The sequence below is a fragment of the Sphingobacterium thermophilum genome (assembly GCF_039541675.1).
Lineage (GTDB): Bacteria > Bacteroidota > Bacteroidia > Sphingobacteriales > Sphingobacteriaceae > Sphingobacterium > Sphingobacterium thermophilum.
The window spans coordinates 492057-504304 of record NZ_BAABGR010000006.1 but is presented as its reverse complement, the minus strand read 5'-3'; the positions used below and the strand labels follow the sequence as shown (position 1 = coordinate 504304).

At 40.3% G+C, this 12248-nt stretch carries 16 protein-coding genes; 8 read left to right on the top strand and 8 right to left on the bottom strand.

Features of this window, described 5'->3' with window-relative positions; translation table 11 throughout:
* Positions 1-176 precede the first annotated feature (176 nt).
* Positions 177-539: a DUF6686 family protein gene (locus ABD873_RS04330; protein WP_345065103.1), complete on the bottom strand. Its 363-nt coding sequence runs from the start codon at positions 537-539 to the stop codon at positions 177-179.
* Between the two features lie 118 nt (positions 540-657).
* On the opposite strand from ABD873_RS04330, the gene ABD873_RS04325 reads away from it, so the two are divergent.
* From ABD873_RS04325 to ABD873_RS04310, 4 genes are all read left to right on the top strand, one after another.
* On the top strand, positions 658-1029 hold the full coding sequence (locus ABD873_RS04325) for a hypothetical protein (RefSeq protein WP_345065100.1): 372 nt from the start codon (positions 658-660) through the stop codon (positions 1027-1029).
* Between the two features lie 110 nt (positions 1030-1139).
* The gene (locus ABD873_RS04320) at positions 1140-1943 is read left to right on the top strand and encodes an MbnP family protein (RefSeq protein WP_345065097.1); all 804 of its coding nucleotides are present in this window, start codon (positions 1140-1142) and stop codon (positions 1941-1943) included.
* Entirely contained in the window at positions 1943-2974 is a 1032-nt protein-coding gene (locus ABD873_RS04315) for a cytochrome-c peroxidase (RefSeq protein WP_345065094.1), read from the top strand. The genes ABD873_RS04320 and ABD873_RS04315 overlap by 1 nt, the downstream gene beginning before the upstream one ends.
* Positions 2971-3873: a transporter family protein gene (locus ABD873_RS04310; RefSeq protein WP_345065091.1), complete on the top strand. Its 903-nt coding sequence runs from the start codon at positions 2971-2973 to the stop codon at positions 3871-3873. Before ABD873_RS04315 ends, ABD873_RS04310 begins: the two co-directional genes overlap by 4 nt.
* Before the next feature lie 55 nt (positions 3874-3928).
* On the opposite strand, the gene ABD873_RS04305 is transcribed toward ABD873_RS04310, so the two are convergent.
* Positions 3929-4327 (bottom strand): SRPBCC family protein, encoded by a 399-nt coding sequence (locus tag ABD873_RS04305; RefSeq protein ID WP_039052836.1) that lies wholly within the window; start codon positions 4325-4327, stop codon positions 3929-3931.
* A 25-nt stretch (positions 4328-4352) separates the two neighbouring features.
* A complete protein-coding gene (pyrE, locus tag ABD873_RS04300; RefSeq protein WP_039052837.1) occupies positions 4353-5000 on the bottom strand; it encodes an orotate phosphoribosyltransferase in 648 nt (215 codons plus the stop codon).
* Here pyrE and ABD873_RS04295 point away from each other — a divergent pair.
* A complete protein-coding gene (locus ABD873_RS04295; RefSeq protein ID WP_345065086.1) occupies positions 4999-5604 on the top strand; it encodes an NUDIX hydrolase in 606 nt (201 codons plus the stop codon). The genes pyrE and ABD873_RS04295 overlap by 2 nt on opposite strands.
* Positions 5605-5606: 2 nt before the next feature.
* Here ABD873_RS04295 and ABD873_RS04290 read toward each other — a convergent pair whose 3' ends face one another.
* Genes ABD873_RS04290 through ABD873_RS04280 form a run of 3 tightly spaced genes read right to left on the bottom strand, consistent with a single transcriptional unit; the run spans position 5607 to position 8707 of the window.
* Complete coding sequence (locus tag ABD873_RS04290; protein ID WP_345065083.1) at positions 5607-6695, bottom strand: DUF3810 domain-containing protein; 1089 nt, start codon at positions 6693-6695, stop codon at positions 5607-5609.
* Positions 6685-7740: a nucleoid-associated protein gene (locus tag ABD873_RS04285; protein WP_345065080.1), complete on the bottom strand. Its 1056-nt coding sequence runs from the start codon at positions 7738-7740 to the stop codon at positions 6685-6687. The genes ABD873_RS04290 and ABD873_RS04285 overlap by 11 nt, the downstream gene beginning before the upstream one ends.
* Positions 7741-7780: 40 nt before the next feature.
* Entirely contained in the window at positions 7781-8707 is a 927-nt protein-coding gene (locus ABD873_RS04280; protein ID WP_345065077.1) for a histone deacetylase family protein, read from the bottom strand.
* Between the two features lie 62 nt (positions 8708-8769).
* Between ABD873_RS04280 and ABD873_RS04275 the strand changes: the two genes are divergently transcribed.
* The 3 genes from ABD873_RS04275 (at position 8770) to ABD873_RS04265 (ending at position 10697) form a co-directional block, all read left to right on the top strand.
* Entirely contained in the window at positions 8770-9426 is a 657-nt protein-coding gene (locus ABD873_RS04275) for a YceH family protein (RefSeq protein WP_345065074.1), read from the top strand.
* Positions 9427-9431: 5 nt separating this feature from the next.
* A complete protein-coding gene (locus ABD873_RS04270) occupies positions 9432-10451 on the top strand; it encodes a WD40/YVTN/BNR-like repeat-containing protein (protein ID WP_345065071.1) in 1020 nt (339 codons plus the stop codon).
* Between the two features lie 66 nt (positions 10452-10517).
* On the top strand, positions 10518-10697 hold the full coding sequence (locus ABD873_RS04265) for a hypothetical protein (RefSeq protein ID WP_039053622.1): 180 nt from the start codon (positions 10518-10520) through the stop codon (positions 10695-10697).
* Between the two features lie 18 nt (positions 10698-10715).
* Here ABD873_RS04265 and ABD873_RS04260 read toward each other — a convergent pair whose 3' ends face one another.
* On the bottom strand, positions 10716-10973 hold the full coding sequence (locus ABD873_RS04260) for a hypothetical protein (RefSeq protein ID WP_039053621.1): 258 nt from the start codon (positions 10971-10973) through the stop codon (positions 10716-10718).
* A 2-nt stretch (positions 10974-10975) separates the two neighbouring features.
* Positions 10976-12241, bottom strand: a complete 1266-nt coding sequence (gene icd / locus ABD873_RS04255; protein ID WP_425568685.1) for an NADP-dependent isocitrate dehydrogenase — start codon at positions 12239-12241, stop codon at positions 10976-10978.
* Between the last annotated feature and the right edge of the window lie 7 nt (positions 12242-12248).

The following is a 12248-nucleotide window of genomic DNA, read 5'->3' as shown; positions in this document are numbered from 1 at the left end:
TGAATATTTTTTTGTTTACAATTATGTACAAGCATAAATAAGCAAAACTCATACCGCTTATTTGCTCTAACAAAAATATACAGAAGAGATGGGAAAAAGATGAAAAAAGTGTAATACAAATTCAGTCTAAATTAGACTTTGAATCTGTAACCTATTTAGAATCAGTATAATTTTAATTAGCGAGCCAACATAGCTCCCTCACGTAGGATGCTCTTAATCTGTCCGTTCAGTTCAATGACAAATTTAGCCCCGTCCAAGATTTCTCGAAGATTTAGAATATCCGACACAGTAAGTACAAAACAGCGCTCGGTACGAAAAGGCATCACAATTTCTACATCCGCACTGCGAGATGAATCACAAATCATCTTCTCTATATCGATACTGTCTATGCGCTTTTTGAATTTGAAAAAATCACTTACACTGAAGGATGTTGTCGTATTTTGAAATTCTAACCAATAACAGTTTTTGCGGCTGCATTGGTATACAGCTCCCTCCGATGTCTTAAATACTTCCTCTACGTTTGCTAATGGACAAATCATCTTCAATAATCTTGACGCAAACAAAGATATAGCTTATTAAGAATTAATCCAAATAAAATTCAACAAGTATAACTACCCTCATTTTGAAATATAGAAGAATGTTGTAACTTTGCGATGCATGAAAAAGTGGCTTACATATCTACTTATTCCTGTCATGTTAATCCAATGCAACATGACGCTAGTGATATGTACGTCGTTTTACTATAATCAAAACTACATCGAAAAATACCTCTGTGTACAGCGCAATATGGAACACAACACCTGTCATGGAAAGTGTTACCTAATGAAGAAGCTGAAAGCACAGCAGGAAAATGAACAGAAAAATTTCAAGGTAAACTTCCAAGAGGGCTTAGCTGTGGATCACTTCCAAAATGAGGTCGATTTATGTACAACCGTTACGGAGCTTGCAAAAACATACCCTCTATACTTTTGTAATTTAAATCCGCAAGATTATATCTATTCGATAGATCATCCCCCTCTCTTTATTTAATTATTCCTAACACTTGTATTATCCCTACTCCTATGTTGCATCCATCCGTACAGATGGGAGTAGCATTAATTGTATTTGGTTTTAATTAAATAAAGAATAGATAAGTCAACATGAAAAATTTATTGGGGGCTTTAGTAGCCATAGTGTTTTTATTTACTAATTGTAACAAAACAGAATCTATCGAAACGGACAGCAATAAAAACGGTCAGGTAAAACTTAAATTTGACCTTATCGTCAACGGTAAAAAGCTCGTTCTCAATGATTATACCTATACCAATAGCAATGGAGAATCTTTCAACATCTCCCTACTGAAATTCTATGTCAGCAATATCGTCTTAGGCAAGCCTAATGGTGAAACCTACACCGTGCCGAAAATGGAGTCTTTCTTTCTGATTGACGCCCAAGATAATAAAAGCCTATATCCTATCATCAGTGCCCCGGAAGGGGAATACAGTTATCTGCAGTTTAATTTGGGTGTTGACAGCCTTACCAACACCTTACCTGCAGAACAAAGAACCGGCGTTTTGGATGTGTCAAAACACGACATGTATTGGACCTGGAATTCCGGTTATATACACTTCAAAATCGAAGGAGCCTCTCCTCAAGCCAATACCGTAAACAATCAATTTAAGTACCATATAGGTTTCTTCGGAGGATATAGCAGCCCTACACCTAATAACAATAGGATTATAACGCTCGATCTATCAAAGGCTGGCATCAGCAAGGTTCAGGAAAACCTATCCTCAGATATCCACCTCATGGTAGATATAGGAAAGATCTTCGATGCTGTACATACTATCTCTATAAGTGAGTATCCTACCATCATGACGCAGGGTCCTCACGAGCAAATGGCGGATAATTACGCCACTATGTTTACACATGATCATACCCATAACTTCCAAAAAATCAACTGATGGTAAACAGAAAAAGATGGTCAGTCTTCGCTATAATCCTTCTAGTGATAGTGGCATGTCAAAAAAGCGAAGATCTTAACTTTGAAGAATTTATAGGCTTCCGGAAACCTACACACTTTCCGGATCCTGTATATAATTTTGCCACCACACCTCTCACAAAAGAAACCGTGGAATTGGGGCGCAAGTTATTTTATGACGAACGTCTGTCGCGCAACAACACTATCTCTTGCGCAAGCTGTCACATCAGCCAGAATGCTTTCACGCACCACGGACACGATGTTAGTCACGGCATAGACGATAAATTGGGCATACGCAATGCTCCTACCCTTGCCAACCTTGCATGGGCTACATCCTTCTTCTGGGACGGAGGTGTGCCACAGCTGGACCTCGTCTCCTTGGCTCCCATTGTGAATGAGGTGGAGATGGATGAAAACATGAACAATATACTGGTCAAACTGAAAGCCGACGCTAAATATCCCGATATGTTCACAAAGGCATTCGGCAAAAGTGAATTTTCGGGAAATGAGGTACTAAAAGCATTGGCACATTTCATGACCACTCTAGTTTCTGACAATTCCAAATACGACAAGGTCAAGCGAGGAGAAGATTCTTTCACCGAAGAAGAAGAAAAAGGCTATCAGCTTTTCTTAGCCAAATGTAATAGCTGTCATACAGAACCTCTATTCACGGATTACAGCTTCCGCGACAACGGTCTAGGCATTAACCCTGCAAATGATTTGGGAAGATTTGAAGTGACCTTAAACGAAAAAGATAAACTTCGCTTTAAAGTTCCTACACTGCGCAACTTGAGTTATACAGCGCCTTATATGCATGACGGCAGATTTTACACCTTACACGCTGTATTGAATCATTACGCTAAGGAAGTGGTCTTGACAGACAATCTTGATCCTCTCTTGAGGATTAACAAAGGTATTCCCCTGACGAAGGAAGAAATGGAGGCTCTTCTTAGCTTCCTCAAAACGCTGGACGACGAATCTTTCATTCAAAACAAAAACTTCATACAACCATGAAAAAATTAACTGCACTCATCATAGCCTACTTCGCTGCAACAGGTGCTTATGCCTGTGATATCTGTGGCGGAGGTCTCGGAAATTCATACAATGGGCTCCTTACCAACTTCAACAAGAGGTTCGTTGGAGTTCGCTATCACTTTAATCAACTTTACACGCAGCTGGATATTCATGGAAATATTACGGCCTTGAGTAATAAAGAGAAGTACCATACCGCCGAGATTTGGTCTGCTTGGAATATCCATCCCAAGTGGAGGGTGATGGCTATTATTCCTTACAGCAAAATATTCAAATACAATTATGGTACTACATCTGAAATCAATAAATCTGGATTAGGAGACATTAATGTTAGTACTTACTATAATCTACTGAACACCTCAAATAACAGCAACCATAATGTCTGGCTGGGTATCGGGGTTAAGCTACCTACGGGAGAATATCGTAAAGAAGACTTAGACACCAATTCACCTAACATCTATCAGTTAGGAACAGGAAGCTTAGACCTTATTGCCAGCGCCAGCTACGACATCCGTTTAGACAATATGGGCCTGAATACCAACCTAAGTTATAAATGGAATACAGAAAATAGTGAAAAGTACCGCTATGGAAATAAGACTACACTGAATGCCAGTCTCTACTACCTTCATGCTTTTTCAGAGAAGAGTAACATACGTCCTCATGCAGGAATCCAATATGAATATCAAACGAAAGATAGGACTTTAGGGTATATACTGGATCAAACCGGAGGATACAACCTTAACCTTAATGTAGGTGCAGAAGCCACTATACACAAACTGGCGGTGGGAGTCTTCTACCAATCTCCTCTTCAGCAAAATATCAGTAATCATCGTACCGAACTTATTCAAAAGGTAGGAATGCATGTTACTTTCACCTTCTAAAAAGTAAGGGCTTCAACTTTAAAGTTGAAGCCCTTACTCATTTATAATATAGTTTTTATGCCAAAACCTCCTTTAACCGACTTACCTGATAGTCCACCAGTTTTTGCAGAGGACCGCTTGCTATCATCTTCATCATCATATTCAATTCGGCTTCGATGACAAAGGTAGCTTTCGTCTCTTGTGTTGATAGCTGATCCAGCTTCCAAGACAATCTAACCTTGAAAGGTGCCTCCTCACTAGGCTCACACACTATTTCCTTATTCTCTACACGTTGCGTTACTTTCAAGGCCAGCTTAGCCATGTTTTTAATCGTAAAACGAGCCTCATCACTCGTCGATGACCAATTGTAGATGTTCTCAGGCATAAGCTGTTCGTGATTGTTTAAATCACTTAGGTAAGCATACACATCCTCTACAGGTTTGTTTAATGTTGTGCTGTTTTGAATCAAGGTCATATAGGTAGTGAAATATTGATGGTGACTATTCTTCAGGTTTCCAGTTTGCTGGATCTTTTCTCCAAGCTTTCAAGAAATCTACATCCGACTCCAACACATATCCGTTTTCCACAGCTACTTTTATCAAAGCATCGTAGTTACACAAGCTGTACATAGTACATTTTGCTTCCGCAAAATTTTTAGCTGCCTCTTCGAAACCATAAGTAAAGATTGAAACCAAACCTACAACATTACAGCCTGCATTACGTAAAGCTTGAACGGCTTGCAACGAACTCTTACCGGTAGAAATCAAATCTTCGATTACTACTACACGCTGACCTTCTACTACCTCTCCCTCGATAAGGTTCTGACGGCCGTGGTCTTTGGCACTGCTACGCACATATGTGAAAGGCAGCCCCAGTTCCTGTGCTACCAATACCCCTTGTGGAATTCCGGCAGTAGCCACTCCCGAAATCATTTCTACCGCTCCAAATTCATCTTGAATCAACTTAGCTAATTTCTGACGGATATAGGTACGGATAGCTGGATGCGATAAAGTGATACGATTATCACAATAAATTGGAGACTTCCAACCCGACGCCCATGTAAAAGGACTTTTAGGTTGCAATTTTATTGCTTTAATTTGCAATAAGGATTCAGCAATTTTTTGTTCAACCTCATTTAAATTATTCATGGCACAAATTTATAAAATTTATATGAACCACAGCCTGCTTATTTTAGCAGATTTCGTTCCTAAAGCTCCTAAAAACAGCCAAACGATTGGTTTACAAGACATTGACTTAGAAAAACTTTTTGATAGTTCTACAAAGAACGGAAAGACTACTTATCTCTACGTTCATCCCGATATCAAAGATATCTTCAAAAAGATTACAGACGGCATAAAGACCATCTTCGCTGCTGGTGGCGTAGTGAAAAACGGAAAAGGTAAAATTTTATTCATCCACCGCCTCGGAAAATGGGATCTACCGAAAGGAAAAGTTGATGAAGGTGAAAAAATGCGTGAAGCTGCTGTAAGGGAAGTAGAAGAAGAATGCAGCATAAAAGTGGATTACCTAGGCAAAAAAATCATGTCCACCTACCATACCTATCAGCTGAAAGGAAAATTGGTACTTAAGAAAACAAACTGGTATGAGATGGGCGTAAATAAAGTTCCTAAACTGGTGCCGCAAACTGAAGAAGATATTTCCCAAGCGGTATGGTTTGGAAAGAAAGACCTACCGAAAGTCATGGAAAACACTTACCCTCTTATTCTAGACATACTGAAGAAAGTCAAATAAAATTATCTTCTAGCTTCTTGTCGTTGTTTTTCCCACGCGACAAGAAGCTTTACCATCAAACTGTAGCGCTCCATACCTTCCGGCTGATTATTCGCCTTCAGATATTCGTCATAAAAAGTCCCTGAAACTTTCTCCAACCATCCTTGATGTGCCCTCCAAAAATCGCTTTCCTCTCTCATATCTTCTAACACCAATGATGACAACATAGCTCTATACTTTTCCCACAGCACCTTGTCTCTATACAACGGTCTTAACAAATACCCCAATGCCGAATAATAAGCCGAATATCTGTACCAAAGATCCTTATCCTCATGCAATACCAAGAAAGCATAAAAGTTACATTCATCTTCAAAACCTATCCCCAGCTGATGCCCCAATTCATGTACGTGAACAAAAGGATAAGATGCTTTTGGAATATGCTGGTTGACATGTGCTTCCAAAGTGAAGGGATTAAAATACCCCGAAACCATAAAAAATGAAGCTAATAAGCTCGATACAGGTTCTTTGACATGCACCTGGGTCTTACATAGATAGCCGCTCAGCAGGGTGTCCTGCTTTACAATCTCTGCCAGATCTCCACGCACTCCCAACTTGGTCTTTTCCTTCCAATCTATCTTGGCCCTCAGGGCATTGGCCTGGTGAATATAGTTTTCAACGACTTTCAGATATTCCTCCTTAGTGAAAGAACTGTCCTGTAATCCCAACCTTTCCCTTACAGGCTGTCTGTAATAATTCAAGCCCCAATTAACTAGAAAAACAACATATAAAACTGAAATAAAAGTTATTATTCTTACCAGATGAACTTTTACTTCATAAAAACGCCTACGAAAGATAGACTTAAGAAAGGCTGTAATAAGGAAAATAAAAAGACCTAAAATACCTCCGTATATTACATCGCCTATGCTGAATGGTACCCAAGAAAAAAGAATAATATAGATATAGGAAACCACATGATAAATCGTCTGTGCATAATACTTTTCAATCCATAATGTGTCATCCTTCATTAAGGAGACTCCTATGATAAAAAGCGCACATACACCTATCGCGATATAATAGCTATTTAGGTTGATTCTCTTTCTTTTAAGATTCATTTTCGTAATAAAGCTTATAGTAATTTAAGCCCTTTTCTTCATCATAGCCCTTCTCGAGATATTCACGTTTTCCATGCACATAAATATGGAAATTTTTATCCAGTTTAATGACAGATTTATAGGAACTTGCCATCTTTTTCACAGCCGGAGCAGCAATGTCGAAGTTTGCCTGAAAAGGCATATCATACTCCTCTTCAAAATTCTCCTTAAAGTCCTTGAAAAGCGATATGGCTTGAGGGTTTCCTATCACCTCTTCTTCAAACTCCGCATTATCAAAGGTTTCCTTGCTCTTAAAGTAGTTCATCGAGCGGTTGAGCAGCTCTATCTTATCTGCGGTTTCAAGTTCAAAAACTTCATCCAGCTTCTCGTCCACAAACTTTTTATACACTTTCAACAGGTTTCCGGTCTGCTGATAGGCGTCATTGCGCGTGCGTAGTTGTAAAAAGTTGTCCTTCCAATACACGGCCTCGGACTGGTTGGTCTGGTCTATTACCAACACTTTGTAGCCTTCTTCTTCTTCCGTATTGATAATCACCACACCTTTGTCAAGCTTATTGATATTGATAGCCTCTTGTTCATAGTTCAGCTGAAAGCCTCCCTGCTGCGGATACACTTTAAGATAAGCCTCTTTGTTTTCCGATTTAAAAATGCCCACAGCATTGTGTTCTTCTCCTTCCATCTGCACATCCTTAAGGGCTACCACATAAACTTCGCCCGACTTAATCTTTGGATGGTCAGACACCTCATAGAGATGCTTGGTCACCTGCTGCGAATATGTATGAAAATCTATCTCTCCCGAAAAATATTGCTTGCTGAAGTAATAAACTTCATTCAATTCCAACTCCTCATTAGGATGGTAAAAGCGATAAACCTCCGTAAGCTTTCCAAAAGGTTTCATAAAATATTGCATCAGCAAATCCGGCAGAACCTCGTCTCCCGAAAGGTCCAATGGACTCTCTGACAGTATATAAAACTCATCATTGGCCTTATTGCCTACATGATGGATGGAAATATGCTTAAAGCTCGCATCTTGATGAAAAAACATAATCGCAATCTCTTTAGAATAAAATATAACAGAACAAGTACTAAAAATCAAAAATATCTATCGCTGTCTTGTAGGTATTCACATGCGCATCAACGATGTCACGTATATGTACCGAATAGCCCCCTCCCGTAGAAATCTGAAGAGGAATATCTCTTTCCTTGCAAGACTTAATAACCAAGTAATCACGATATTTGCACCCTTCTTTTGAAACTTTAAGTTTACCTAACTTATCCGTCTGAAGAATATCTACTCCTGCTTGGTAAAACACAAAGTCGGGATTCACTTCCTCAAAGAGCGTGGGTAACACCTCCTCCAGAATACTTAAGTATCTTTCATCGCTAATACCGTCCGGCAATGCAATATCTCGGTCGGAACGTTCCTTCACGAAGGGAAAATTCTTCTCGCCATGCATGGAAAAGGTAAAGACGTCGGGATCTTCTTTAAAAATATGAGCGGTGCCATTCCCCTGATGTACGTCCAAATCAATGATTAATATACGGCGAGCTGCTCCTCTGTTCAGCAGGTAGCGGGCCGCCACCGCCTGATCGTTCATAAGGCAAAACCCTTCCCCATAGTCGAATCCTGCGTGATGGGTTCCTCCTGCTATATTGAACGCAATACCATACCTTTGGGCACTCAAGGCCGTCCGTATCGTTCCATCCAAGATCAACCGTTCCCTATCTACCAAAGACTCACTCAACGGAAAGCCTATGCGGCGAACCATCCTCTCATCCAAGGTCAGCTCGAACAAGCGACTCACATATTGTCTGTCATGAGCCAAACAACAAGTTTCGAAATCCGCAAGCTGTGGTTCTACAAAATTTTCCTTCTCTACCAATCCTTCATATAGTAGCTGACCATGGATAAGCTCATATTTGATCATAGGGAAACGATGTCCCTCCCGCAAAGGATGTATATAGGCATTATGATAAGCTATCTTCAACAAAGCAATATGTATTTGACGCACGAAAATACAAAGAACTATATAGAAATCTCTTATCTTAGGGTCACAAAGACTACCTGAAATCTATGGAAGAAAATATTACACTGCCTCAGCTTAATCAAGAACAAATCCGCGTGTTGGGATGTCTGCTGGAAAAATCTAAAACTACTCCCGAATATTATCCCTTGACTGTCAACGCACTAGTGGCTGCATGCAACCAAAAAACATCCAGAAAGCCGGTAGTAAATTACAACGAAGAAACGGTCATCCACACTTTGGATTCTCTCAAAAAAATAGGACTGGTCTCTACCGTGACGGGTGGCTCCTCCCGTGTGACCAAATACAAACACAATTTGGCCATACAATATCCATTGATACCGGCTGAATTAGCCATACTTTGCCTACTCTTCCTCCGCGGACCTCTAACCGCAGGCGAAATAAACAGCAATTCCGGAAGACTTTACGAATTTGAAAGTATCGAAGAGGTACAGTATTACCTGAACAAGCTGACCGAAGGAGAAAAGCCGTACGTAAAACTTTTACCCAAAAGATCTGGACAGAAGGAAGCTCGTTATATCCATCTTTTTGGTGCTTTCGACCCAGAGGAGTTTGATAAATCCCAACAAGACCCCTCTGTTGAGAAGACACAAATTATAGCTTTGGAAGAACGAGTAGCTGCATTAGAGACCCAGCTTACCCGATTGAGAGAGGAATTTGACCACCTTTTAGCACAACTAACATAATAATCATGAAAAAAAATGTTATCCTGCTGCTGTTGCTACTTGCATATCTCGCTACAGCCTATACACAGACCTTTGTACCTCTAGCGGAAAATTTAAATGCTTCCTTTCGTGGTATGTCTACTGTCGGAAAAGATATCGTATGGGTTAGTGGCAGCAAAGGCTCGGTAGGCTATTCCAAAGACCAAGGAAAAACGTGGCAATGGGTTAATCCTCAAGGATATGAGCAATACGACTTTAGAGATATTCACGCCTTCTCGGCAAAGGAAGCCATCATCATCAACGCCGGCTCACCCGCGGTAGTGTTGCGTACTACGGATGGTGGACAAAGTTGGCAGAAGGTGTATGAAGACGTACGTCCGGAAATATTTTTCGACGATATTGTCTTTTACGGGAAAAATGGATATATCCTCGCCGACCCTATAGATGGCGCCTTCCAGCTGCTGAAAACTACCAATAAAGGGAAGAGCTGGTATGACGTTAGTTCTCATTTTATCCTTTTCGCCGACGAAGGTGAAGCCGCCTTTGCAGCATCAGGTTCTTCGATGAAGATGTTTAAAAACAAGCTTTATATAGGCACAGGAGGCAAGTATTCTAGTTTTTTCAGCTATAACCCCAAAGGATTGAAGATAGACAAGTACGATGTCCCTATTTGGTCGGGAGAACCGACAACAGGAATTTTCGCCATTGACTTTTATAATGAAAGAAAAGGTATTGTCGTAGGTGGCAACTATATGGAAGATATGAACAATAAAAACAACATCTTGCTGACATACGACGGTGGTAAATCATGGACCAAACCCACTACGCCCGTAAACGGTTATCGCTCGGATGTACTCTATATCACGCAACATATAGTCTTAGCGACAGGAACCTCCGGCACGGATATCTCCTATGACGGTGGTCTCAACTGGAAAAACATCTCCACGTTAAGCTTCAATACCATAAGTAAAAGCTCGGACAACAAGAATATATACCTCACCGGATCAAGAGGAAATATCTATAAGCTTATCCTGAACTACAAATGAATCTTTTTATTAAACGTTTTTACCGCTCCGCTGTTCATCTTGTGAAAGATCAATACAGCTAGAGTTATGCAAGAAGACAAACACGAACCCAAAGAATGGGAAAACAAAGTACCCGAAGTGGTAAAAGAAGAGCCGGATGATAAACCCGCAGGAAGAAATATAATGATTGTAATAATAATAGCGGTTATATTACTCGCTATTGTGTATTATTTCTTTTTCAGAGATACCGACAATATGTTTCAATAAGGAAAATGCTATTACCTTTTACAGTAATAGCACTTTCCATGCAGCATTGATATTCCCTTCTTCCAGGTATTGTTTAGCCATTTCTTGAAGATGAATGTGTCGTGTGGATTCATCTCCTATAAAAGCATTTGTCAATTCCAGTATGGAAGGATCTATCCGAAAACGGTCTATTTCCATATCCGTAGGAATACATTCTATAGTCGCAAGAAGTCGCTTGTCTTCTTGGCTCAGGATGGTGGATTCCCTGATTATTTTAGGCAATTCTTCAAAAAGCATGCTTATAATTTTTCAATAATCTTATCGGCAAATTCACTCGTCTTCAACAAAGTAGCATCTTCCATAAGATTGTAGAAATCTACTGTCACTGTCTTTTCTTTGATGGTGAGGGATAATGCTTCCACGATCTTATCAGCAGCTTCCTGCCAACCCATATACTCCAACATCATCACACCACTCAATATTACGGATGAAGGATTCATAGTATTGGTATTGGCAAACCGAGGTGCCGTGCCATGCGTAGCCTCAAAGATGGCATGTCCTGTTTTGTAATTGATATTCGCTCCGGGAGCTATACCTATGCCGCCTACCATTGCAGCTAATGCATCTGAAATGTAATCTCCATTGAGGTTCAAAGTAGCCACTACAGAATAATCTTTTGGGGCAAGTAATATCTGCTGTAAAAAGTTGTCGGCTATTATGTCTTTTATAATAATCTTTTCAGCAGCCTCAGCCTGTCGCTGCTCCTCATTAGCGGCCTCTTGACCATTTTCAGCTTTGGTGCGCTCCCATTGTCCCCAAGTATAGGTTTTATCTGCATATTCCTTCTCAGCAACTTCAAATCCCCACTGCTTAAATGCTCCTTCCGTATATTTCATAATATTACCTTTATGCACTAAGGTTACTGATGGCATCTTATGCTGGATAGCATATTCTATGGCAGCACGAACGAGGCGTTTAGATCCTTCTTCTGAAACAATCTTAATGCCGACCCCTGTATTATCCTTAAAATCGTATTCTACCCCCAACTCTTTCTGTAAGAATTGCTGTACCTTCCCAGATTCAGCTGTACTTCCGGCAAACTCAATTCCGGCATATATGTCTTCCGTATTTTCCCTGAAGATGACCATATTGACATCTTGAGGTCTTTTTACCGGTGAGGGCACACCTTCATACCAACGTGTCGGCCTTAAACATACGTAAAGATCTAGCTCCTTGCGTAAAGCCACATTCAAGGAACGTATCCCTCCACCTATAGGGGTGGTAAGAGGCCCTTTGATACCTACAAGATACTCCCTAAAGGTAGATAAAGTCTCTTCCGGCAGCCATTCTCCTACCGTGTTAAATGCTTTTTCTCCAGCCAGTACTTCCTTCCATTGAATAGCTCGTGTACCACCATATGCTCTCTCCACAGCAGCATCAAATACACGCACGGCGGCACGCCATATATCGGGACCTATACCGTCCCCTATAATAAATGGTATAATAGGATGAGTAGGAACATTAAGCTTCCCGTCATCACCCATTGTGATTTTACTAAACATCATCTTTTAG

Coding starts and splice junctions, on each gene's coding strand:
- ABD873_RS04330 (WP_345065103.1), bottom strand. CDS start 539: ATGATTTGTCCATTAGCAAACGTAGAGGAAGTATTTAAGACATCGGAG.
- ABD873_RS04325 (WP_345065100.1), top strand. CDS start 658: ATGAAAAAGTGGCTTACATATCTACTTATTCCTGTCATGTTAATCCAA.
- ABD873_RS04320 (WP_345065097.1), top strand. CDS start 1,140: ATGAAAAATTTATTGGGGGCTTTAGTAGCCATAGTGTTTTTATTTACT.
- ABD873_RS04315 (WP_345065094.1), top strand. CDS start 1,943: ATGGTAAACAGAAAAAGATGGTCAGTCTTCGCTATAATCCTTCTAGTG.
- ABD873_RS04310 (WP_345065091.1), top strand. CDS start 2,971: ATGAAAAAATTAACTGCACTCATCATAGCCTACTTCGCTGCAACAGGT.
- ABD873_RS04305 (WP_039052836.1), bottom strand. CDS start 4,327: ATGACCTTGATTCAAAACAGCACAACATTAAACAAACCTGTAGAGGAT.
- ABD873_RS04295 (WP_345065086.1), top strand. CDS start 4,999: ATGGCACAAATTTATAAAATTTATATGAACCACAGCCTGCTTATTTTA.
- pyrE (WP_039052837.1), bottom strand. CDS start 5,000: ATGAATAATTTAAATGAGGTTGAACAAAAAATTGCTGAATCCTTATTG.
- ABD873_RS04290 (WP_345065083.1), bottom strand. CDS start 6,695: ATGAATCTTAAAAGAAAGAGAATCAACCTAAATAGCTATTATATCGCG.
- ABD873_RS04285 (WP_345065080.1), bottom strand. CDS start 7,740: ATGTTTTTTCATCAAGATGCGAGCTTTAAGCATATTTCCATCCATCAT.
- ABD873_RS04275 (WP_345065074.1), top strand. CDS start 8,770: ATGGAAGAAAATATTACACTGCCTCAGCTTAATCAAGAACAAATCCGC.
- ABD873_RS04270 (WP_345065071.1), top strand. CDS start 9,432: ATGAAAAAAAATGTTATCCTGCTGCTGTTGCTACTTGCATATCTCGCT.
- ABD873_RS04265 (WP_039053622.1), top strand. CDS start 10,518: ATGCAAGAAGACAAACACGAACCCAAAGAATGGGAAAACAAAGTACCC.
- ABD873_RS04260 (WP_039053621.1), bottom strand. CDS start 10,973: ATGCTTTTTGAAGAATTGCCTAAAATAATCAGGGAATCCACCATCCTG.
- icd (WP_425568685.1), bottom strand. CDS start 12,241: ATGATGTTTAGTAAAATCACAATGGGTGATGACGGGAAGCTTAATGTT.